Annotated in this window: 17 protein-coding genes; 10 read left to right on the top strand and 7 right to left on the bottom strand. The window is 34.7% G+C overall.

Going from position 1 to position 23674, the window contains the following annotated elements; genetic code table 11:
- Window positions 1-99: 99 nt before the first annotated feature.
- From C240_RS09795 to C240_RS09815, 5 genes are all read left to right on the top strand, one after another.
- Complete coding sequence (locus tag C240_RS09795) at window positions 100-327, top strand: hypothetical protein (protein ID WP_271494824.1); 228 nt, start codon at window positions 100-102, stop codon at window positions 325-327.
- 184 nt (window positions 328-511) lie between these two features.
- On the top strand, window positions 512-3178 hold the full coding sequence (locus C240_RS09800; protein ID WP_271494826.1) for a YhgE/Pip domain-containing protein: 2667 nt from the start codon (window positions 512-514) through the stop codon (window positions 3176-3178).
- A 218-nt stretch (window positions 3179-3396) separates the two neighbouring features.
- Window positions 3397-4560 carry a cation diffusion facilitator family transporter gene (locus C240_RS09805; protein WP_271494829.1) on the top strand — a complete coding sequence of 388 codons (1164 nt, stop codon included), beginning with the start codon at window positions 3397-3399 and terminating at the stop codon, window positions 4558-4560.
- 146 nt (window positions 4561-4706) lie between these two features.
- Window positions 4707-5036, top strand: coding sequence for a hypothetical protein (locus tag C240_RS09810; RefSeq protein ID WP_271494832.1), 330 nt, complete (start codon window positions 4707-4709; stop codon window positions 5034-5036).
- Between the two features lie 399 nt (window positions 5037-5435).
- A complete protein-coding gene (locus C240_RS09815; protein WP_271494835.1) occupies window positions 5436-7259 on the top strand; it encodes an APC family permease in 1824 nt (607 codons plus the stop codon).
- A 62-nt stretch (window positions 7260-7321) separates the two neighbouring features.
- On the opposite strand, the gene C240_RS09820 is transcribed toward C240_RS09815, so the two are convergent.
- The 4 genes from C240_RS09820 to C240_RS09835 are packed head-to-tail and all read right to left on the bottom strand — an operon-like array spanning window position 7322 to window position 10749.
- On the bottom strand, window positions 7322-7990 hold the full coding sequence (locus tag C240_RS09820; protein ID WP_271494838.1) for an ABC transporter permease: 669 nt from the start codon (window positions 7988-7990) through the stop codon (window positions 7322-7324).
- A complete protein-coding gene (locus tag C240_RS09825) occupies window positions 7990-8922 on the bottom strand; it encodes an osmoprotectant ABC transporter substrate-binding protein (RefSeq protein ID WP_271494841.1) in 933 nt (310 codons plus the stop codon). Before C240_RS09825 ends, C240_RS09820 begins: the two co-directional genes overlap by 1 nt.
- Window positions 8922-9557 carry an ABC transporter permease gene (locus tag C240_RS09830; RefSeq protein WP_271494844.1) on the bottom strand — a complete coding sequence of 212 codons (636 nt, stop codon included), beginning with the start codon at window positions 9555-9557 and terminating at the stop codon, window positions 8922-8924. Before C240_RS09830 ends, C240_RS09825 begins: the two co-directional genes overlap by 1 nt.
- 4 nt (window positions 9558-9561) lie before the next feature.
- Window positions 9562-10749 carry a betaine/proline/choline family ABC transporter ATP-binding protein gene (locus C240_RS09835; protein ID WP_271494847.1) on the bottom strand — a complete coding sequence of 396 codons (1188 nt, stop codon included), beginning with the start codon at window positions 10747-10749 and terminating at the stop codon, window positions 9562-9564.
- Between the two features lie 1079 nt (window positions 10750-11828).
- Here C240_RS09835 and queA point away from each other — a divergent pair.
- The gene (gene queA, locus C240_RS09840; RefSeq protein WP_271494850.1) at window positions 11829-12860 is read left to right on the top strand and encodes a tRNA preQ1(34) S-adenosylmethionine ribosyltransferase-isomerase QueA; all 1032 of its coding nucleotides are present in this window, start codon (window positions 11829-11831) and stop codon (window positions 12858-12860) included.
- A gap of 291 nt (window positions 12861-13151) precedes the next feature.
- On the opposite strand, the gene spx is transcribed toward queA, so the two are convergent.
- Window positions 13152-13550, bottom strand: a complete 399-nt coding sequence (gene spx / locus C240_RS09845; RefSeq protein ID WP_271494853.1) for a transcriptional regulator Spx — start codon at window positions 13548-13550, stop codon at window positions 13152-13154.
- 436 nt (window positions 13551-13986) lie between these two features.
- Here spx and lanM point away from each other — a divergent pair, with 436 nt between their 5' ends.
- A complete protein-coding gene (gene lanM / locus C240_RS09850; protein WP_271494856.1) occupies window positions 13987-16893 on the top strand; it encodes a type 2 lanthipeptide synthetase LanM in 2907 nt (968 codons plus the stop codon).
- An 81-nt stretch (window positions 16894-16974) separates the two neighbouring features.
- Entirely contained in the window at window positions 16975-17145 is a 171-nt protein-coding gene (locus tag C240_RS09855; RefSeq protein ID WP_271494859.1) for a hypothetical protein, read from the top strand.
- A gap of 77 nt (window positions 17146-17222) precedes the next feature.
- Here the strand turns inward: C240_RS09855 and C240_RS09860 are convergent, their stop codons facing one another.
- Both C240_RS09860 and C240_RS09865 read right to left on the bottom strand, forming a co-directional pair.
- Window positions 17223-17561 (bottom strand): hypothetical protein, encoded by a 339-nt coding sequence (locus tag C240_RS09860; protein WP_271494862.1) that lies wholly within the window; start codon window positions 17559-17561, stop codon window positions 17223-17225.
- 19 nt (window positions 17562-17580) lie between these two features.
- The gene (locus C240_RS09865) at window positions 17581-17835 is read right to left on the bottom strand and encodes a helix-turn-helix transcriptional regulator (protein WP_010762625.1); all 255 of its coding nucleotides are present in this window, start codon (window positions 17833-17835) and stop codon (window positions 17581-17583) included.
- A gap of 687 nt (window positions 17836-18522) precedes the next feature.
- Here C240_RS09865 and C240_RS09870 point away from each other — a divergent pair.
- Window positions 18523-21159 carry a calcium-translocating P-type ATPase, PMCA-type gene (locus C240_RS09870; RefSeq protein WP_271494865.1) on the top strand — a complete coding sequence of 879 codons (2637 nt, stop codon included), beginning with the start codon at window positions 18523-18525 and terminating at the stop codon, window positions 21157-21159.
- Window positions 21160-21632: 473 nt separating this feature from the next.
- Window positions 21633-23579 (top strand): KUP/HAK/KT family potassium transporter, encoded by a 1947-nt coding sequence (locus C240_RS09875; protein ID WP_271495204.1) that lies wholly within the window; start codon window positions 21633-21635, stop codon window positions 23577-23579.
- The last annotated feature ends 95 nt before the right edge of the window (window positions 23580-23674 follow it).

Raw genomic sequence — 23674 nt, forward strand, 5'->3', positions numbered from 1 at the left:
AAGATCATATTCAGTATTATCTGCTTAATAAATGCAAATTACTACAACTTATGATTATTTAAGTTTATAATGAAATAAAAATTCTAGGAGGGATTGCCGATGAAAGCAGAGGAGAAAAAGTTTTATGACTTTATTATGGATCGGACTAAAGCAGAACATCAAGAAGACATGAAACATTTGCTGGCAGAACTGATGGAAAGAAGAACAACGGATCAACTGGATAAAATGTATCTAATGAGTGTAGTTCCCAGAGCGCTTTCTTACTTAGATCCCGATGCGGTTAATGAAGTGAAGAAAGTAGTATCAGAATTTTCAGCAAAATTATAAACGTGAGTGAACAAGAGACAAGCTGATTCATTTTGAATGAGTTTGTCTTTTTTTGAGTGTAAAGTTCGTTACGACAATTTTGAAGACCTGTCGTAGAAATAGACAGAATTAGGCTTTTTCATTTGTTATTGCGAAAAAAATTATGCTAAAGTAAATCAGTCATTAAAAAGATTGGGTGAGCAGGATGAAACAGATAAAAAATACATTTAAATTATTCAAATTAGATTGGCAACGCATTTTTAAAAATCCAATCGCTACATTATTAATTATTGCACTGATGATAATTCCATCACTTTATGCGTGGTTTAATATTAAAGCTTTGTGGGACCCATATGCAAATACGGGTGAGCTGCCGATAGCAGTTTACAGTGATGACCAGCCAGTTTCCTTTCAAGGTGAAGAAGTGGCTATTGGAAAAGAAGTACTGGAAAATCTCCATGAAAATAAGCAGCTGGGCTGGAAATTTGTAGACTCAAAACAAGAGTTGGATAAAGGAGTAAAATCTGGTAAATACTATGCTGGAATCTATTTACCAAAAGATTTTTCTAAAGATTTATTGAGTTTTACCACAGGTGAAATTACAAAGCCTAAAATAGAGTATTCAATTAACGAAAAAATCAATGCGATTGCGCCGAAAATTGCTGATAAGGGTGCTTCTTCGCTACAATCTCAAATTACAGAAGAGTTTATTAAAACAGCAAGTAGTACACTAGTCAGTGTTTTTAATGAGATTGGCTACAATTTGGACTCTAATTTAATCAGTATTACTAAGGTGAAGGATATGATTCTTTCTACAGACGATAATATTGCTGAAATTGATAAATATACCCAAGAGGTAGTTGCCTTACATGGAAAAATGCCGGAACTAAAGGAAAAACTAGCAAAAGCGAATGAGTTTGTTGACTATTTACCTCGAGTTGATGCTATGGGGGACAAATTAGTCGAGTTAAATGGAAAAATGCCAACAATTAAAGAACAAGCAAAAGTTATTTTAACCCTACAAGAAAAAATACCGGAAATTCAGAATGCTGGTAAACAATTAGCAATGATTGATGAAGATTTTGCTTCTGTGGAACAAACCATGAATGAAGGAATCAGCGAAGCAAAACAAGGACTAATAATTATTCAAGGGGTTCAGACAGCGTTACCTGATATTCAGAAATTGGGAGATCAAGCAGACAGCTTGGCAAAAGCAACTTCTGAAGGTGCAACGAAACTACAAGAAGCACTTCCGGGAATTACCAGCAGTATGAAAGTAACGTTACAAGCCATCGGAACAATTAGCTCTAGTGTTGCTTCGGTTGTTGAACAACTCAGAAATAATCAATTAACACCAGAAGAACGTGAAATGTTGAAACAGCAATTGTCAGATAGTCTAGGCCGTCAACAAGCTGTGATCCAACAACTAATCCAAACTTTAACACAAATTCAAGAAGCCGCAGGCAACCAAGAGTTACAGCCAACAATTGATAAATTAAATACCGTAAGCAATATGATTTCTGTATTAAAAAGTAAAGTAGACAATCTAGATGTTAATGCGATTACTGATGCTGATTTAGAAGCAATTCAAAATGATGCCAATCAAATTGCAGCTTTTGCAGGAAGTATAGATGTAGATGCAGTTTCAGCGATGGTAAATGACATTTTAACAAAACTAATCAGCACTATCAGTACCGCTCAAGGACTGCTGAATCAAGCCAAACAAATTGATTTTGCCGCTTTATTGAACGCAACTGAAGCAACAGTTGCCAATGCAATTGGCATTTTAGAAAAATATCAAGCAGAATTACCTGCGATTAAACAAGAAATCCATGATGCAAATGTCTTATTGAACGGTCATATGGATACAATTGTAAATGGCATTAATAAAGGTGCAGAGCTATACAATAATGAATTGCCTATAGTTGAAGAAAAACTTGGATTAGCTGCAGACTTTATCCAAAACGACTATCCGGGAATCAAAGAAAATATCACAACAACGTTAGATACTGTGAACGATAAAATGCCTGATTTAGAATCAGCTTTAAACAAAGCCAATGATTTAGTTCAAAATGACTGGCCAAATATCAAAACAGGGCTCCATAAGGCTGCTGATGCCATCAGGAAAGGTGAACAAGATGTTGACTTAGGAGAAGTGATTAAGCTGCTTAAACTGGACGCTAACGCCGAAAGTGACTTCTTTACAAAACCAGTTGAGATTTCAGAAAATCAAATTTATCCAATTGCGAATAACGGATCTGCCAGTACACCGTTTTATACCGCTCTTTGTTTATGGGTAGGTGCAGTTCTATTTTCAAGTATTGCGACAACTGATTTTTATTTGGATGAAAAAGATCGCGGAAAATATTCAAAACGAGAGCAATTCTCTGCCCGTATGTTAACCTTCCTTGTGATGGGCTTAGCGCAAGCATTGATTGTTACCTTAGGAAATTATTTCTTATTAGGTGTGGACGTCAGACAGCCAGTTTATAGCGTGATATTTGCTCTATTAATTGCGTTAGTCTTTATGATGATGGTTTATGTACTAGTCGCACTGTTTGGGAATGTTGGGAAGGGAGCTGCAATTATTATTTTGGTTCTCTCCATCTCAGGAGGCGGCGGAAATTATCCGATTCAGGTTTCTGGAAAATTCTTCCAATTTATTAATCCGTTTTTACCATTTACACATGCGGTGAATTTATTAAGAGAATCTGCTGGTGGTATTTATTGGCCAAATGCATGGAAAGCCATTATTATTTTAACCAGTATCGGTGTTGTCTTCTGTGTGTTAGGGGTGTGGTTATATCCTTACATTGAAGAGAAGACCAAGAAACTAGCAAAAGTATCCCATGAAAGTCATATTTTCCATTAAAAGTGGATTTTTTAAAGTGAGGTGAAGCGAATATTCGTTTTGCCTCATTTTTTATTGGAGGTTCAAGGTGTGCCTAACAAAAAAACAAAGGGAATCCCAGCAAAGAACTTGGGCTTTTCTAAACAATAAAAAGACGCTAAAAAAAGTAGCTTTTCTCTATACAAATAAGTAAAAAAATTTTATAGTGTTAAGATATGCTAAAAAAGGTGGGGAAAGTGATGATAAATAGTTTGATAGAACAATTTGAAAAACGCCATAAAAAAAATTCAGATATTCGAACAGCTTTTGGCATTTTTGCGGGGGTAATTGGTTTATTATCTAATCTACTGCTTTTTGTTGGTAAATTTTTAATTGGTCTTATTTCCGGAAGTGTTTCGATTATGGCAGATGCGATGAATAATTTATCGGATACGGTATCTTCTGTATTAACTTTAGTTGGTTTTTATATTTCTGGTAAGCCGGCAGATAAAGAGCATCCATATGGACATGAACGGTTTGAATACATTAGTGGTATGTTGGTCTCATTATTGATTACGTTTGTTGGGTTTCAGTTTTTTATGACGTCGATTGATCGTGTTAAAGATCCGCAAAGTATCAAAGTTACGCCAATAATTTTGTTTGTGTTGCTATTATCTATTTTAATAAAAGTTTGGCAAGGTGTTTTTTATCAACGTGTAGCTAAGAAGATTGATTCTAATACCTTGATTGCCACAGCAAAAGATAGCTTAAATGATGTTTATACTACAATTGCAGTTTTAGTCTCAGCGACGATGGAAGGTCTTACTGGGCTTAAAATAGATGGGTTTGTTGGGTTACTGATAGCTTGTTATATTATTTTTAGCGGACTCAAATTAATTCGGGAATTCGTGAATGAATTAATGGGACTTCGGCCGGACCAAGAAGCTATCGATGAAATGAAAAAATATTTATCTTCTGTACCTGATATTGTGGGGTATCATGACTTGCTAATTCATCAGTATGGGCCAAATAAAACATTTGCTTCAGTTCATATTGAGATAGATGATCGTTGGGATTTAATTCAGGCACATGAAACAATTGATGCAGTTGAAAAAGAATTCAAAGATCAATTAGGTGTCGATTTAGTTTGTCACATTGATCCAGTAAATTTATACGATCAAAAACAGCAATTCATTCATCAAGAATTGAAGAAGGTCATTAAATCCATTGATAATGAGCTGAAAGCTCATGACATTCGTTTAGTTGACCATGGAGGAAAGCCTCGTATCTTATTTGATTTAGTTGTACCTAATCATTTTAAAGTAACCGATCAGGAATTGAAAATTAGGATTCAGGATCAAGTATATAGAAATATTGGCGATTATACCGTAGAAGTAACTTTTGATCACAACTATTTGCTCTAAATATAAATAAAATAATATGAAAAAAAGAACTTAGTGTAAGTTTTTCTCAAAAAATGTATAAAAATATTTGTTTTTATAAAAAAAATGAAAAAACGAAATCCTATAACATGTTAATATAAGATATAGTGTTAGGAGGAATTGGGAAAATGGGTTTACACATGTTATTTATTCTATATTTTTTAGTTATTGTGATCGTTGTTTTGGCATTGGTTATTGTCAGAGATAAACAGTTTTTACAAAATATGTGGAGTAAAAAAGAAGTACAGCAAGAAGAAATCACTGATTTAAAATTAGAACGGGTTCGTTTGAAACATATAATAAAGATGCAAGACGAAACAATTTCGCATATGCTGACCACGAATGTTCAGCAATTCAAACAACTGGAGCAACCAAAGAACCAGGCGCAACATGAACTAGTTGGTAATGAATGGCACTTGGATGATTATGAAAGTTTAAATCGCGAATATTTTCAATAGAAAAAAAGACCAATAAATAGAAGGATGTTCTCCCAAAATAACAAAGGAGCGACTTTTATTAGGTCTTTTTTTTTTCTTAATCAATTTCAAAACAACCTTTTTTTACTTTACTATTTATTTTATGAAGAAATAGCCGTTGATGTTATTAAAAAGCGAAATATTTTTTTTGATTAACGAACCTTGATAAAATGAAGATAATGAATAAGTTAGAAAAATTAATAAACAGCTAAGAACGAATAAATATTTTAATAATTTATGCAGAAAAATGTTTGACATTCAACATCTAAAGGCGTAGCATATGTGATTGTTTGCGGAAAAAAAGAGAGTGGCCGACTATATATTTTATATGTAACTGAAAATAAAAAGGTCTTATTATCAGATTGAAGGAGTGAAGAAAGAGTGGATTATTTAAAACGATTATTTATTGGAAAACCGCTAAAATCGACTGAAAATGATGAACATAAATTAAGTCGATTTGCAGCGCTTGCGTTACTGTCTTCAGATGCGTTATCATCTATTGCTTATGGCACAGAGCAGATCGTTGTTGTGTTGGTCACTTTATCTGCTGCTGCTATTTGGTATTCATTGCCGATTGCTGCTTTTGTTATTATTTTACTTATTTCATTGACGTTATCTTATCGGCAAATCATTCATGCATATCCTCATGGCGGCGGGGCTTACGTTGTTAGCAGTGAAAATTTAGGGAAAAATGCTGGACTAATCGCTGGTGGTTCGTTACTTGTTGACTACATGTTAACAGTGGCGGTCTCAGTGTCTGCTGGTGCGGAAGCAATTATTTCTGCTGTACCGTCTTTATACGAGCATCAAGTGGCAATTTCTATCGGTATTGTCTTGTTGATTATGTTGATGAACCTGCGTGGTTTGAGAGAATCCGCTAATTTTTTGATGTTTCCTGTGTATTGTTTTATTGCAGTGATTACATTATTGATTGTAACAGGTTTGTTTAAAATTATGACCGGTGCAGCACCTTTACATGCTACGGCTATTCCAGGAACTGTTGTGCCGGGAATTACGATTGCATTGATTTTACGGGCATTTTCATCAGGTTCTTCTTCGTTAACAGGAGTTGAAGCGATTAGTAATGCCGTTCCATTTTTCAAAAAACCTAGAGCAAAAAATGCTGCTGGGACACTGGCATTGATGGCGACTATTTTAGGGTTCTTTTTTGTAGGAATTACGTTTATCAACTACTGGTATGGTATTGTTCCACAAGAAGAAGTAACTGTTCTAGCTCAAATTGGTAAAGCAGTCTTTGGACAAAATATTCTCTATTATATTTTACAGTTTGCTACGGCTTTGATTTTGGCTGTAGCGGCGAATACTGGTTTTTCAGCTTTTCCAGTTTTAGCCTATAATTTGGCGAAAGATAAGTTTATGCCTCATATGTATATGGATCGTGGCGATCGCTTAGGCTATTCTAATGGCATATTGACCTTAGCAGCCGGATCAGTCGTATTGCTGTTAATCTTTCAAGGTTCAACAGCACGTTTAATTCCACTTTATTCAATTGGTGTATTTATTCCATTTGCTTTGTCTCAGACAGGGATGGTCATCAAGTGGCGTAAAGAAACGAAAAAATGGTTATCAAAATCGGTCGCTAATATTGTTGGTGCCTGCATTTCTTACGCGATTATCGTTATTTTGTTTATCTATCGTTTAGGTGACATCTGGCCATTTTTCATTATTATGCCTGTGTTGTTATTTGTTTTTTATAGTATTCATACTCATTATAAAAATGTTGCTGAACAATTACGGATTGAAGAAGCTGTGATGCAGCAAGACTTTGCTGGTAATACAGTTATTGTTTTAGTGGGAAATGCTACTCAAGCAAACGTAGGAGCAGTGAATTATGCTCGTTCAATCGGGGATTATGTGATTGCAATGCATGTATCAATGGATGAAGATGTTAAAAAGGAAAAAGAAATCGAAGCGGCGTTTAAAAAACATTTTCCAGATGTACGTTTTTCTGTTATCCATTCTTCATATCGCTCAATTACAAATCCAATTTTACGTTATGTAGATCTTATGAGTAAAAATTCAGCAAAACGCAATTATACAACTACAGTGCTAATTCCACAGTTTGTGCCGAATAAACGTTGGCAAAATATTTTGCATAATCAGACAAGTTTACGCTTGCGTTTACGTTTATCTTGGCGGGAAAATATTGTCGTTGCCACTTACAGTTATCACTTAAAGAAATAGACAAAAATATGCAGCTGGAACTTAGGAAATTTTCCTTTGTTCTAGCTGCATTTCTATTTAAATTAAGAATGTTTACTCGCTGGATCTAACCGACGTTCAATCATGCCCAGAACCCAGTCAGTAATAATCGCCATTAGAGCGGTTGGTAAAGCACCGACAAGGATAATCGCAGTTCCATTGGTGGCATTAGTTCCACGGATAATAATATCTCCTAAACCACCAGCACCAACGAAAGCTCCAATCGCTGTTATCCCGATAGCAACAACTAAGGCATTACGAATCCCAGCCATAATAACTGATACAGAAAGTGGTAATTCCACCATATAAAGACGTTGCCATTTCGTCATCCCCATACCTTTTCCAACATCCAAGATATTTCTATCCACTTGAATCATGCCAGTATACGTATTTTTGATAATCGGTAAAAGGGAATACAAAAACACCGTTACAATAACTGTATTAACACCTAAACCAAGTCCTAGCATTAAAATAGATAACATTGCAAGCGAAGGAACAGTTTGAATTAAGTTAGCTATGCTGATAATCCAGCCAGCCATTTTTCTTCTACGAGCGATAAAAACCCCGATTGGAATTCCGACGATAGAGGCAAATAATACACCATAAATTGAAATTAAAAAATGCTGTACAAACTGACTTAAAACATAGCTGCCGTTTTGGTCAAAGTAATAGAAAAATTGTTGCAGTAAATTCATGTCCTGTAAATTCTGCATTATTTCCCACCTCCTTCAGATTCGAAGTAATGGTGTTCTTTTAAGAAATTCTCAGCAACGGTTTCAGGTTCCATTAAATCGTTGTCTGCTTGATAATTTAATTTTTGCATGGTCTCAGTAGAAATCGTTCCAGATAATTTTCCAATGATTTCATTTAGTTCAGGATGTTCTTTTAGCACCGCATCTGTTGCAACTGCTGATGCATCATATGGAGGGAAGTAGTGCAAGTCATCTTCTAAAATAACTAAATCATAACTTCTGATTCGTCCATCAGTCGAATAGCCCAGAACAACGTCCATTTTATTAGCTGCAACTGCATCGTAAACTAATCCAATCTGCATTGGGAAAACGCGTTTAAAGTCAAAGCCGTAAGCCTCTGTAAAACCTTTGTAGCCATCACCTTTACGATCAATCCACGAAGTATCTACACCAGCAGTCAATTGATCGGCGACGCTTTTCATATCGCTAATTGTTTTTAAATTATATTTTTCTGCTGTTTCTTTGGTCACCATAAACGCATAGGTATTGGCGAAACCATAAGATTTAAACCATTTTTGCTGAAACCGTTCTTCAAATTCTGTTTTGACTTTATCAAAAGCTTTTTCAGGCTCTTTAATTGGTTCTAAGTTTAATGTTGTTGTTAAATCTGTACCAGTATAACGAGCTGCTGAAATTTGCGCATCACCATTAATCATCGCTTGGTGGTTGATTGTGGTTGTCGCTAAATTATTGATAATTGTTGTTTTTTCATCGGTATAGTGTTCAATCATTCCAGCAACCAAACTCGCCAAAATTTGCGCTTCTGATGTAATTCCACCAGTTATAGCAATGGTAGAATCATCAGCATTGGAAGATAAACCAGGTAAAGAACAACCGGATAATAATAGTATACTGCTAAACGTTACAAGTAATAACTTAAGTTTCTTTTTCATTAGTCTGCCTCCCTTAATGCTTTAGGAGTTAATTTTTTCTCTAACAAACCAAGTGATAAATCGGCTGCCAAAGCTAAAATAGTTACCGGAATGGTTCCAGCGAAAATCAAATCAGGTTGATAATTATTCAATCCACTAAAGATAAAATCACCTAAACCACCAGCGCCAATATAAGAAGCTAAGGTTGCCCAAGCGATAACATAAACGGCAGCTAATCGAATCCCCGCCATAATTGTCGGCATGGCGATTGGTAATTCAACTAAGAAAATAGACTGAACATTGGTCATTCCCATTCCTTTGGCCGCATCTTTATAGTCAGCTCCGACTTCTTTAATTCCAATATAAGTGTTTCGTAAAATCGGCAGCAAAGAATAAATAAACAAGGCAATAATTGCCGGAATCTTTCCTACTCCGAAGATAGGAATCATCAATGCTAGTAAAGCTAATGAAGGAACCGTTTGTAAGGCACTTGTTAAACCAATAACAACTGCTGCTGTTTTTTTCGTCCGAGTTAATAAAATTCCTATAGGTACGGCTAATAAAACTCCGAGCAGTAATGCTACGCCAGAAATAAAAATATGTTCACCAATTTTTGTAACAAGCTCATTTCCTTTTTCTTGAAGAAACTGATTCATTTTCTTACACCTCCGCTTGAGGTTGTTTGACATCAGTTGATTCTGTTTCACTAGGTGTGTCGGTTGTTTCTTCTTCGTCACCCCAGATAACATCGTAAACGATATCTACTAAGGATGCTCGAGTTAAGATACCGACAACTTTTTGATTGTCATCTACAACAGGGACATATTTTAAGCCTCGTTTTAGAATACGTTGCAGGGTATCGCGCAATAAAGAAGATTTTTTTACAAAGAAAACTTTTGGGTTCATGATATCACTAACACTCGTTGCTTTAGTTTTGCGGCGGTCAAGTGTCTCAACATCAATAAAGCCTTTCAATACTCCAGCCCCATCTACAACTAACAGTGTATCAACCCGTTTTTCTCTCATCAGCTTAATTGCTTCAGATAATGATTTTTCCGGTGTGATGGTAATCGCATTATTTAGCATAACTTCGCCAACCGTGGTGATGTCTGGTTTAGCTTGAATCAAACGATCTTCACCAATCAGCTCTTCAACAAATTCATTCACTGGATGACGTAAAATATTATCTGGTGTATCAAATTGGATGACTTTTCCTTCACTCATAATGGCAATTCGATTAGCTAATTTTAGTGCTTCATCCATATCATGAGTAACGAAGACAATAGTTTTTCCTAAACGTTCTTGCAAATCTTTCACTAAATCTTGCAGCGAATCTCTAGTAATAGGATCTAAAGCTCCAAAAGGCTCGTCCATTAAAATAATATCTTGATTTGCTGCTAAAGCCCGAACAACTCCGATTCTTTGTTGTTGACCACCTGAAAGCTCATTTGGATAACGATCCAGCATTTCTCTAGGTAGTTCAACTAAATCAATCATTTTTTCTGCAATCTTGTTTCGCTCTTCTAAATCAACTTTGAGTAATTTTGGTACTAGAACAATATTTTCTCTGATGGTCATGTGTGGCATTAAACCAATATTTTGGATAACATAACCAATCTGTCTACGTAATTCAACAGGATTAATTGTTTGAATATCTTCACCGTTAATTAAAATTTTTCCTTTTGACGGATCTGTCATTCGGTTAATCATTCGCATTGAAGTTGTTTTACCACTACCGCTAGTTCCGATAAAACAAATGAATTCACCTTTGTCAAAAGACAGATTGATATCATCAACAGCGATTTTACCACCTTTATAAATTTTTGAAACGTGTTGAAATTCGATCAACTTTCTCACCCCAAATTCTTTTTATGTTGAATACTTCTTTGAATCAGTTTTCAAAAATAGTGCCATTTTTACAACTGATTCTTATCAACTTTACCAAGTTCATTAAATGTTTCTCAATAACATATCTATTACTAGTATGCTACAAAATCCTGATTTGGACAAATGAGAGGTTTTTTTTTAGGATTATTTTGTTAGAAATAAGTGATAGAGACTTGAGAATTTCTGGGTGAAATAAGGGAGATAAATACAACTATTTGTGGATTTGAATCAAAAAATGAATGTATGGATTTTTTGCGTAGTTTAAAGATGAAAAGGGAAATAATTTTTGAACAGATCCAATTGTTTGAGGGGGAATGCTTATTAGAATAGGAAAAAATTAACATTTATGCAAAAATATTTTTGTCTTATTGACTATGATATTGTTTTTCTTTAAAATGAAGGGTAGATAGAAACGAATATAATAAAAAGGCACTTCATTAAATCAGTTGGCGCTGATCTATGAAGCCCTGAGAAGGTCAGATAACGCTGACCAATCAAGTTGCCCTGTCAATGCGTAACATCAACATAATTCATTTTACTCAATTTTGAGAGAAATATCTAGAGTTTATTTTTTTAGATTTTCGGATGGAGCTTGTGATGTCTATTTATTGAACTTGCAATGGTGTTGGTAGAGTTTACCAACACCATTTTTATTTTGTTTCTATCTTAGAATTGCAAGAAGTTGTGTTGGAGAGTGGTCTTGGCTGAAGCCGACAGCCAACAACTATTCGAAAATACGCTTTTTGACATTTCAGAAGGATCAAAGACGAACTAGCATTGATTGAATCGTTAAGGTGGTAATGTTCTGGTTGTGCTAAAGTAGTCTTTGATACTTTTAATAGACAATGAAGTGAATAATAGTTTTTTAATAGAGAAGACATGAATAAAAATTTGGGATTTTTTGCAGATAACAAATAAATAGAGCAGTAACGTCAAAATTATTTAGCTCAGTTGCTGATTGCGGTGTGCTTTCGTCATAGCCAGATAGCGTAAAAAATGTTAGAATAGCCAAGACAAATCTAGTAGAGAGAGTGACAATTATGCTTAGTACAGAAGATTTTGATTTTGACTTACCGGAAGAACTGATTGCTCAAACCCCGTTAAAGGACCGGGCAAGTTCACGGCTTTTAGTTTTAGATCGTGAAACGAAGGAAATCCAAGATAAACATTTTCATGAGATCATCGATGAACTGCATTCTGGAGATGCACTAGTTATGAATGATACGCGAGTTTTACCTGCCCGCTTGTATGGAGAAAAGCCAGATACAGGAGGACATTTAGAAGTTCTTTTATTAACAAATACTGAAGGCGATACGTGGGAAACTTTGATCAAGCCCGCTAAAAGAGCCAAAGTCGGAACGAAAATTAGTTTTGGCGATGGGCGATTAACAGCGACCGTTATTGAAGAATTGGAGCATGGCGGACGAATTGTAACCTTTGAATATGAAGGTATTTTCTTAGAGATTTTGGAAACGCTGGGAGAAATGCCGCTACCGCCTTATATTAAGGAGCGTTTGCAAGATCCTGATCGTTACCAAACAGTTTATGCCAAAGAGAATGGTTCTGCAGCAGCTCCTACGGCCGGATTACATTTTACGCAAGAATTACTTGAGAAAATCCAAGCAAAGGGTGTAAAGCTTGTTTATTTGACGTTACATGTAGGGTTAGGAACATTTCGCCCTGTAAGTGTGGAAAATATTGCTGAACATGAAATGCACAGTGAGTTTTACCGCTTAACGGAATCTGCAGCACAACAACTAAATGAAACGCGAGCAGCTGGCGGTCGGATTATAGCTGTTGGAACAACTTCAATTCGTACATTAGAAACAATCGGTACAAAATTTGATGGTCAGATTAAAGCGGACAGTGGCTGGACAGATATTTTTATTACTCCAGGATATGAATTTAAAGTCGTACAAGCTTTTTCTACCAATTTTCATTTGCCTAAATCAACATTAGTAATGTTGGTTAGTGCATTTGCGGGTAGAGATTTGACTTTGGCAGCTTATCAGCATGCCATTGATGAACGTTATCGCTTCTTTAGTTTTGGCGATGCTATGTTTGTCAAATAAGGGGCGAATTATTTGGATAACAAAAGTGAGTGGGACAAAACTAAAAATCAGTTTTTGTTTCACTCACTAGATCCGAATAAACGGCGAGAAAAAAGCAGCTACTCCACTTCGTTCCGATCACAACAATTTCTAAGAGCTAAAGCTCTAAGAATTGAAGGCTTCTGAAATAAGCTGAAATTCACAAAAATTTGAAGAGTAATTTTCGTGAATGCCTTCTTATTTTTCGGAGCTAAACGCTTTTGTCTCAGCCTCTTTTTGATTAACATGTTTTACGTTTCGAGGTAGTACCAGTTATAAACCGCTTAAAAGTAATGTTTGAGATAATTCTCTTTTACGAACTGCTCTTGGTAAAAAGCATCGAATTTCATCTTCGTTAAAACCAATCTGTAATCTTTTTTCATCAATCATGATTGGACGACGTAGTAAACCAGGATTGTCTTTTACCAATTCTAGTAATTCATGTAGTGGTAGTTCATTAATATCTTTATCTAATTTTTGGAAAACTTTAGAACGAATAGAAATAATATCTTCAGTTCCTTCTTCAGTAAGAATTAATATATTTTTTAGTTCATCTAAGGTAATGGGAGTTGTGCCAAAATTCTTTTCTTCAAATGGAATATCATGGGCAATCAGCCATCTTCTCGCTTTTCTGCATGATGTACAGCTATTAGTAGTATATAATTTTAACATAATTTCATATCCTTTCAAAAAATATTGGTACATACCTCTTAAAAACTATAATATACTAAAAGTAAGGAATTCACAAACTAAATGCATACAAAATAGCTGTTTTTTAAGATTAATTGACAGAAATAACACTAAATTCATAAATTTTAGTTATTTTTGGCAGCGCTATCAAAGTGATTGCTAGTTTATTTTCTACAGGGCTTGTTATGTAAAAATATTAATACTTAAAGTTGGGTTATTTTTGTTAAAAAGCTGATTTTGCTAGTTTTTTTGACACAAAGATCTATTGAATGGAAGCTCCAATTTTTTTATATGTGAAGGGAAAATTAAATTTATACAGTTTTTTGTAAACAAATTCACTCAAATTAAAAATAACGTAGTTTTTTTTGTGTTTTTTTATTATTATTGAAGTATAGAGATAAACTAAGGAGAGAAAATCATGAGCGATGATTTAACGTACAGCTATGCAACAACTATTTCAGAAAGAACCCAGTGTTGGGAAAATCAGGAGACAAATGAGGATGAACAGCTTTACTTTAAACAGTGGCAAGCACGTAAAAGTTTGTTGAAACCTGATGATTATACAAAAATATTTCAGTATTCTCAATGGGATGAATCTCTTTTTAGCAGAGGATTATTGCCTTTTACAGAAGAACGAGCTGAGCAGTTATTGCCGATCATTGAAGAAAGTGAATGGTTTCAGTTGCATAAACACTTATTTATTTCTGAGATACCGATACAAAAACTAGAATTAGCTGCAGCGTTACGTTTTCATTTGAACTATTATGAAGAGTATCTTCGAAAGTTAACGCAGCAGTTTCCTAGTATTCAGTTGACGGAACAAGTGATTTGTCAGCTGACTACTCAACTTTCAGATGAACTTCTTTTCATTGCGCAAAAAACTTTGGTTGGGGATGTTCATCAAATGATTGAAGAATATCATTTGCAAGCTGAGACAAAGGAGCAAGAGTTTAACAATTACATTAAGGAATTTCTTGGAGATAAACAGCGTACATATCTTTTTTTCGGAGAATATCCAGCGCTTGCCAGAGTGCTTGCTACCAGACTAATGTTTGCCTGTGAAATGATTGAAGCATTTATTTACTCGTTGAATCAGTCTTCAAATCAGTTAGCTCATGAATTTGGGCTTATTACACCATTGATTCTTGATCAAGTAAAACTAGGTCAAGGGGACAGTCACAACCATGGGAAAACAGTTATTCAATTTCAGATACAAGAAACGAAATTGATTTTCAAATTCAAAAACCTGGATATAGGAGAGCGTTTTAATAAGCTTTTAGGCTATGTTGAGAAGCTAGCTCCAAAGCTATCGTTTTATAAGATAAAACGAATTACTTTTCCAGACTTTACGATTGAAGAAAAAGTCCCATACAAAGAATGTACAACAATAGCTGAAATTACTAATTTTTATGAAAATTACGGACAATTATTGGCGATTGTTTACTGGTTGGGTGCAACAGACCTTCATATGGAAAATTTAATCGCAAGTGGTTCGTATCCTGTATTAATTGATGTAGAAACCTTGATTAGACCTAATATGTTTAAACAATCTCAAAAGTTATCCAGACAAGTAAGAATAGAGAAAGAATCTGTCATTGTCTCTGGATTATTACCGCAAAAAGAACAATGGAAGCGTGATTTAGATGGAGATGCACTATCGGGTGCGAAACAAAAGTTACCTAAAAAGGTTAGAAAGTTGAAAAATGAAAAATCTAGTGATATCGCTTTTCAATTAGAAGAAGGTTACATGGAAGGGGCGCAGAACATCCCTTATTTTGCTGGAGAGGCCGTTGATTACCGTCTGTACAGTTCTGTAATAGAACAAGCCTTTAAAGATATGAATCAGCTTTTATTAAAGAACAAGCAACAATTTATCAAAAAATTTGAAGAGTTATTCGCAAACACAACTATTCGTTTGATTTACAGAGATACGCAAGATTACGGAAATTTATTAAATTTCACCTTACATACAGATTCCATGTCAAACTATATTGAACGTGAAAAAATCATTGAAAATTTGTGGGCTAGTAGAAATATCCCTGAAGTGCTGATTCCTTTTGAAATAGAAGCAATGTTAGATCACGATGTACCCTTATTTACAGCGAATACTTCTTTAACTCAGGTTTATACTAACGGTCACGAAATATTGAACTTACTGGAACGAACACCATTACAAGAAACTGTTAAACATATGGAGAAAATCACACAAACAACAAGTAACTTTTCCTATCTGTTACTAAAAGAAAGTTTAGGTACATTAGAATACTCTTTACAGGAAATAGAGGTGCCGGCAAAAAATGAGTTGCTTGAATCTACTTTATTACAAAAAGCTGCAGATATCGGGGATCAAGTAATTGGTCAATTAGCTGTAGATACTGATTTAAATGTGCTCAACTGGATGTCAGTTTTTCCGCAGCCTAATGGAAAAATTGTAATTAATTATCCTGGTACGGACCTTTATGGAGGAAGTGCGGGACTGTATTTATTTTTCATTTACTTAAATTACTTTGTTCCAAAGAAAAGCTATCAGGAAATCATTCATTTACTAGAAAAAGAGCTATTTTTAGCTGAAATAAATACCGAAGAAGATCAGTATGAAAGTGCCTTTTTTGGTGAAGGTATGCGAATAACAACAGCTTATTTTGTTACTAGATTGCTTGGGGACGATAAACATTTTCATTATCTAGTAACGAATTTAAAAGAATTAAAAAATAAAGTGAGCTTAAATAAGATGCACATAAATGAGTGGTTGTACGGTAAAGCTAGTTTATTAGCTATTTTAGCTGAAGTTTATGAACGCTTTGAAAACAAAGATGCTTATGATCTACTTTTATACTACACCCAAGAGATTGATTTACAGAAGATGGATGATAATAGTTTTGCTCATGGTTATGCAGGTGTCCTCAACGGTTTAGTACGAGCTAACAACATTCTTGAGGATGAAATAATTAGTGAGAAGATTTTATGGTATAAAGATCAGTTTGAGCGATTGCTTGAAGAGGAAGGGTTTCTAAACGATTCTTGGTGTCGCGGGCTTATTGGGATTGAAGAAACAGCGGCTCAACTGTCAGATCCTTTATTAAATAGAATAATCCAAAAAAATAAAACAGAAACAACTATAGATGATTGTCTGTGTCATGGGAACTATGGAATAGCAGATAATTCCTTGAATAATATCAATGTATTAATAAAAAATACTATTAATTTAAAAAGTGATTCGGCAAATATTTCGGTAAGCCTGTTTTGTGGATTATCTGGTGTTGGTTATCAGATTCTTCGTGCTTATAATTCTACTATGGTACCATCCGTTTTATTTATAAAGTGAAACTTCTTGAAAAAAGAACTTTACTTATTCGGGATAACGCTTTATAATTTAATTATTAACAAAAGGGGGATAAATAATATTATGAGAAAATTATCTATTGAAAAAATGGAAACTAAGACGGATTCGAAAAAGGTAGACAAATTTATTGGTGCATCATTTGAAAGAAATGAAGAAACAGAAGAAATGTTTAACAGACTTGAAGAAGTAGCACCTAACTCACTTGGTGGTTGGACTAAACTAATTTGTTTCTAAATAAGCAAATTTATCAAATTATCGTTAAATAAAAATAGCTAGGAAATAACCTGTTGAGTTATTTTCTAGCTATTTTTTTATTTTATTCTTCTCAGTATTAATATGCCAATTGCTTCAACACCCGAAATAACTAACACAAAGAAATTTAGTATCCAGTTGAAAGATAATTCATTCTTTGAAATAATGTCAAAAATCACGGCATTATTATTCAAAACGGACATTAAAACTACTGTGATAATAAAAGAGATAAAACTTGCTGTCGAAATAATTTTCTTTCCACGTTCATCTTTACCTTCTTTACTAAAGTAAAAATAAATTGAGTAAACAATGAAAATGACTGATAGTACAGCGATTAGTATGCTAGACCAATGATTTGTAGGCAAGTTATCAAAAAAAGATTTGAGTGATTCGGTCATAATTTATCCTTTCCTTCCGTTAATCGGTTTCTTCGTTTGTTTGCTCGTCTTCGGTTAATTTTTTGAACGTAAAGATTTGTTCAATTGGCACCTCGAAAACGTCTGCTATGTCGTGAGCCAGTAAAAGGGAAGGATTGTACCTATTTCTTTCTAACTGAATGATTGTTTGTCTAGATACTCCTACCTTATCAGCAAGTTCCTGTTGGGTCATGCGTTTCATGGCTCTGTAGACGTGAATGGAACTCTCGAAAGATGAGTTCTTCTTTTTTGGCAATGCAAATCCCTCCAATAGTGTAAGTTATGTATCAAATAAAAAGCGCATAGTCACTATACCATATCTTACTTTCACTTACAAATATCTTGCAAACAAAAAAGCCAAGCTTCTCGATTAGCTTGGCCTTTGATTACGGAAGGAATCAGTGTATTGAGTTTTGTTTTTTTTACTTTTAGACGTACATGTAAAGTAATTAGTTGAATTTCTTGTTCATAAACCAAATCTTGTCTTCATTACATTTTCTACGTTTCAATTTCTAATTTTTTTTTAATCAAACTATCTTTGTATGTGTGTTTGTTGTTATTGGACTATTTTCTTCCAAAATTTTACACATATTCACTATTTAAAAAGATGTTTTTCTGATTATTTACTCTACACATACTTTGGTGAAAGGTGAATCGTGTTCTGCTAACAATTTTGTGTTTACTTATCTCATGCTTCGAGAAATTCTTCAATACAACTGATATTTCCTCCTTCCTTCTACAATTATAGTAACATAGATAGTAAACGTTTTCAACTTTAAAGACTTAAAATGTAGATGTTTTTTTAGTAAGAGAGTGGGAAGAAAAAAGTTAGAAAAAAATATGAAAAATTAGCCATTTTTATTGAAGTTTGAAAATTAAACATGTTATAGTGAATATGGATGCTTTATTAATAGAAGAAAAAAATTTGAAGTGGGGGAATAGGATGGAAGCATACAAACAACCTATCGAAACAATTATTAAGGACAAGAATACCAATAGAGAAACTGGATTATCTGAACAAGAAGTCAAAAAGCGATTAGCAGAATATGGTGCTAATAAATTTCAAGAAGCTAAAAAAGATTCGATTTTAAAAAAATTTCTTCACAGTTTATCAGATTTTACAACAATTATTTTACTGGTTGCAGCGGCTATTTCATTTTATACAGCGATTGCCACAGAACATGGTGATTACTTTGAAGGGATTTTAATTATTGCTATTGTAATTATTAATGCTGTACTTGCGATCGTTCAAGAGGGAAATGCTGAAAAGTCATTAGCTGCACTGCAAGATATGAATAAACAAAGCAGTTCGGTTTTACGTGGCGGTAAAGTAGAAACTATTGATGCAGAAGATGTCGTTGTTGGCGATATACTGGTGTTAGAATCGGGATCAATGATTACAGCAGATGCTCGTTTAATTCAAACATCTCAACTTAGAGTGGAAGAATCAGCCCTAACAGGAGAAAGCGAACCTGTTGAAAAAGATTCAGAGTACATAGGGAAGCAAGATGCACCTCTTGGCGATCAGATTAATATGGTCTTTAAAGGGTGTACTGTAGCTAATGGACGCGGTAGAGCAATTGTTACTGCAACGGGAATGCAGACTGAGATGGGTAAAATTGCTGGATTACTAAATGATGATGTGACACAGCAAACACCTCTGCAAAAACGTTTAAATCAATTAGGGAAGCGAATTAGTCTGATTGCTTTAGCAGCAGCTGCGATTGTATTTATCATTGGTGAGTTGCAAGGAGAGCCCTTATTAGAAATGTTTATGACTGCCGTATCCTTAGCGGTTGCAGCAGTTCCAGAAACGTTAATGGTTATTGTTACATTAACTTTGGCTTATGGCGTACAGAAAATGGCGAAAAAACATGCCATTATTCGCCGCTTGCCAGCTGTTGAAACGTTGGGAACAGCTAATGTTATTTGTTCTGATAAAACCGGAACATTAACACAAAATAAAATGCGGGTCCGCCGTGTTTGGTCACGTAGTGATGAAGTAACAGATACAGAAGATGCGATGACCGATGAAGCAATGGAAGTTTTAAAAATGGCTTCTCTTTGTACAGATGTTATCGTTGATAAAGACGGTGATGATTTAGTTATTAAAGGAAATCCTACAGAAGCAGCGATAGTACGAGCGGTGGAAGAAAACTATCATACTAAAGCCGAATTAGAAGAAAAATATCCAAGAATTGGTGAAATTCCTTTTGATTCAGAACGTAAAATGATGACAACAGTTCATAAAATGGGGAAAAAATATATCTCTGTAACTAAAGGTGCTTTTGATGTGTTGTTAACACGTTTCCGTTTTGGAGATTTAGATCAGGCTGCTGTTGTAAATGATCGTTTTGGTAAACGTGCGCTGCGCGTTATTGCAGTAGGTTACGCTATTTATGATGAAGAACCAAAGGAAATTACCTCAGAAGCTTTGGAAAAAAATCTACGTCTATTAGGTTTGATTGGTATGATTGATCCGCCTAGACCAGAAAGTAAGGGCGCGATTGCTAGAGCGAAAAAGGCTGGCATCAAAACTGTTATGATTACAGGAGATCATGTAGTCACTGCAGGAGCGATTGCGAAAGAACTAGGGATTTTACAAGACAAAAGTGAAGCTTTGACAGGCTCTGAACTACAAAAAATGACGGATGAAGAATTAGATGCACGAGTGAAATCATTATCTGTTTATGCACGAGTTACTCCTGAAGATAAGATTAGGATTGTTAAATCTTGGCAACGGACAGGTGCTGTTGTTGCGATGACCGGAGATGGTGTTAATGATGCGCCGGCGCTTAAAGCTAGTGACGTTGGTTGTGCGATGGGAATTACCGGAACCGATGTTGCTCAAGGCGCAGCTGATATGATCTTAACAGATGATAATTTTGCGACGATCGTAGATGCCGTAGCTCAAGGTCGGGCAGTGTATCGCAATATTCGTAAAGCTGTAAACTTCTTATTAAGTTGTAATATCTCTGAGATTTTTATTGTCTTGATTGCTATGCTAATGGGCTGGGGTGCACCTTTTACTGCTGTACAATTATTATTTGTAAACGTGGTCGCGGATGGCTTACCTGGATTTGCTTTAGGGAAAGAACCTGCTGAAAACGGGATTATGGATGAACCGCCAATTCCAAGAAACGAAGGAATTTTTGCGCGCGGTTTATGGCAAAAAATCGGGATTAACGCTTTTGTATTTACAGTAATTACCTTATTTGGTTTTTACTTAGGAGCTAATGTTGATTCTGTTTCATATTTTTTTAATGCTAGCCAAGAAATTGGTCAAACCGTAGCATTCTTGATTTTAGCGTATTCTTCAATTTTACATGTGTTTAATGTAAGAAGTACGCAATCTATTTTTAGAGTGAAGTTATCATCAAATAAATCTCTTTTTGAAATGGCTGTGCTAGCAGTGATTATTACTACTGTTATTGCGTTGTTGCCATTTACTCAAGAGTTGTTTGGTTTAGTACCTATTGGGATGAATCACTGGTTATTAGTAATTGGATTATCAATTGTTCCGATTTTTGTTAATGAAATGATTAAATTCCATTATTCAACAGAAGATGAAGAAGAATAAATAGAATTTGCTTAATACTTGATTCCTTATTTGGGAATCAGTATTAAGCTTTTTTTATAGATGAAAAGCTATTTTGAAAATACTATTGAAATTATTTCCATAAAAGACTTGCTAAAATGTTGAAGGAGTATTATAGTTGTTATCGAAATCAGTTGTTTTGATTTTTTTGATTTGGATTATTTAAATTAATTATTAATAGTAACCATTGTTTTTGCTTGGTTGTCCAAGTGAAAATCTTAGGGGAGTAGCAGCATAGCTTAGCTATGTTTTTAGATCAACAGCAAGTGTGATAACACTGGTCTAAGAATGAAATTGCGAGACCTAAGTGTAAGGGCCAAGTGTCGTTTCACTTAGGTCTCTTGTTTTACTTTTTTGTATTAGCCAGTTTTTTTATTAGGAGGAGAATTTTTGTGACAGAGAAGTCGAAAGTTTCGCATCATCAGAAATTGACTGCTGCCGGATTGTTGGTAGCGATGGGGGTCGTTTATGGCGATATCGGAACAAGTCCGCTTTATGTGATGAAAGCGATCGTTGGTGACAATGGCGGTCTGAAAAATGTTTCTGAGGACTTTATTATTGGAGCCGTGTCATTAATATTTTGGACATTGACAATTTTAACGACAATTAAATATGTGGTCATTGCTTTAAACGCAGATAATCATGGAGAAGGCGGTATTTTTTCACTTTATACACTTGTACGTAAAAAGAGTAAGTACTTGATTATTCCAGCGATGATCGGAGGTGCAGCATTGTTAGCAGATGGTGTGTTGACACCAGCTGTTACGGTAACGACTGCCATCGAAGGGCTGCGTGGAATTCCGATTTTCTTTGATCGCTTTGGGAATGACCAAAATATCATTGTGATTATTACATTGGCTATTATTCTGATTCTATTTTCGATTCAACGATTTGGGACGGATGCTGTAGGAAAAGCTTTTGGTCCAATTATGTTTGCTTGGTTCACTTTTTTAGGAATTATGGGTCTCATTAATTTTGGACAGGACTGGACGGTACTTCGTGCGTTAAATCCTTATTATGCGGTTCATTTACTATTTAGTCCTGAGAATAAGTTAGGGATATTTGTACTTGGAAATGTCTTTTTAGCAACGACTGGTGCAGAGGCATTGTATTCAGATTTAGGTCATGTTGGAAAACATAATATTCGTGCTAGTTGGCCATATATTAAAGTTTGTTTAGTTCTTAATTATTTAGGACAAGCAGCTTGGGTGTTAAATGCAAAAAATGATCCATCTATTCTAGCGATTGAAAGTTTAAATCCGTTTTTCCAAATGATGCCAAATAGTATTATGTTGGTAGGAGTTGTCTTTGCTACTGTAGCTGCGGTTATTGCTTCTCAAGCATTGATTTCTGGTTCGTTTACGTTAGTTTCGGAAGCGATAAAATTGAAGCTATTACCAAGGTTGAAGATTATTTATCCAGGATCAAATATCGGACAGATGTATATTCCAGCAGTTAACATGATTTTGTGGATTGTTTGTTCATTGATTGTTGTGACATTTAGAACTTCAACGCATATGGAAGCGGCATACGGTCTTTCAATTACAGTGACAATGTTAATGACGACAGTATTATTGATGTTTTACTTGTTGCAAAAAGGTGTACCAAGTTGGATTGTTTACTTAGTTACGTTATTCTTTGGTAGCATTGAATCTATTTTCTTTGTTTCAAGTATTGCGAAGTTCTTCCATGGCGGTTACGTGGCTGTGGGAATTGCATTATTGATTTTGACTGTAATGACTGTTTGGGAGTGGGGCAATATAATCAAAGAAAAAACATCAGATACAGTTCCTCTAGATCAATACGTAGAACAGTTAAGGATGTTAAAAGATGATCCGACTGTTCCAAAATCACAAACAAATGTGGTCTTTATGACTCCTGATAAAATTGGTGATGAAATTGGACGTCAAATCATTTATTCAATTTTAGATAAACAGCCTAAAAGGGCTAATGTATATTGGTTTGTTAATGTTGAAGTAACGGATGAACCTTTTACGAAAGAATATTCAGTAGATATGATGGGAACAGATTTTATTGTTCAAGTTCAGCTATATCTAGGTTTCCATGTTGCGCAAGAAGTGAATATTTATATCCGTCAGATTGTTCATGACTTGATGAAAGAAGGACGTTTACCAAAACAACCGCAAAAATATTCATTAACTCCAGGGCGTGAGGTAGGAGATTTCCAATTTATTATTATCCGTGAGGAATTGTCAAAAGTAACGGAATTAAAAAAATGGGATCGTCAGATTATGCAAATAAAATTGGCACTCAAAAAAAGAACAACTTCACCGGAAAACTGGTTTGGTTTGGAATATAGTGAAGTCAAATACGAGTCAGTTCCATTAATCATTGGAAATACTCGGAAAACTAGATTACGTGAAAGAAAAGCTGCTTTGTAAAAGGACACAATTGAAAAAGAAGTTTAGTAGTACTTCTTTTTCGCGCCATTTATGTACATTTTGAGTATGAAGCAAAACTAAAAAAAGTTTTGTTT

It is taken from the genome of Enterococcus sp. 5H (genome assembly GCF_028128615.1).
In the GTDB taxonomy this organism is placed as follows: domain Bacteria; phylum Bacillota; class Bacilli; order Lactobacillales; family Enterococcaceae; genus Enterococcus_L.

Coding starts and splice junctions, on each gene's coding strand:
- C240_RS09875 (WP_271495204.1), top strand. CDS start 21,633: ATGGGGGTCGTTTATGGCGATATCGGAACAAGTCCGCTTTATGTGATG.
- C240_RS09820 (WP_271494838.1), bottom strand. CDS start 7,990: ATGCAGAATTTACAGGACATGAATTTACTGCAACAATTTTTCTATTAC.
- C240_RS09800 (WP_271494826.1), top strand. CDS start 512: ATGAAACAGATAAAAAATACATTTAAATTATTCAAATTAGATTGGCAA.
- queA (WP_271494850.1), top strand. CDS start 11,829: ATGCTTAGTACAGAAGATTTTGATTTTGACTTACCGGAAGAACTGATT.
- C240_RS09805 (WP_271494829.1), top strand. CDS start 3,397: ATGATAAATAGTTTGATAGAACAATTTGAAAAACGCCATAAAAAAAAT.
- C240_RS09855 (WP_271494859.1), top strand. CDS start 16,975: ATGAGAAAATTATCTATTGAAAAAATGGAAACTAAGACGGATTCGAAA.
- C240_RS09830 (WP_271494844.1), bottom strand. CDS start 9,557: ATGAATCAGTTTCTTCAAGAAAAAGGAAATGAGCTTGTTACAAAAATT.
- lanM (WP_271494856.1), top strand. CDS start 13,987: ATGAGCGATGATTTAACGTACAGCTATGCAACAACTATTTCAGAAAGA.
- C240_RS09860 (WP_271494862.1), bottom strand. CDS start 17,561: ATGACCGAATCACTCAAATCTTTTTTTGATAACTTGCCTACAAATCAT.
- C240_RS09870 (WP_271494865.1), top strand. CDS start 18,523: ATGGAAGCATACAAACAACCTATCGAAACAATTATTAAGGACAAGAAT.
- C240_RS09825 (WP_271494841.1), bottom strand. CDS start 8,922: ATGAAAAAGAAACTTAAGTTATTACTTGTAACGTTTAGCAGTATACTA.
- C240_RS09810 (WP_271494832.1), top strand. CDS start 4,707: ATGGGTTTACACATGTTATTTATTCTATATTTTTTAGTTATTGTGATC.
- C240_RS09795 (WP_271494824.1), top strand. CDS start 100: ATGAAAGCAGAGGAGAAAAAGTTTTATGACTTTATTATGGATCGGACT.
- spx (WP_271494853.1), bottom strand. CDS start 13,550: ATGTTAAAATTATATACTACTAATAGCTGTACATCATGCAGAAAAGCG.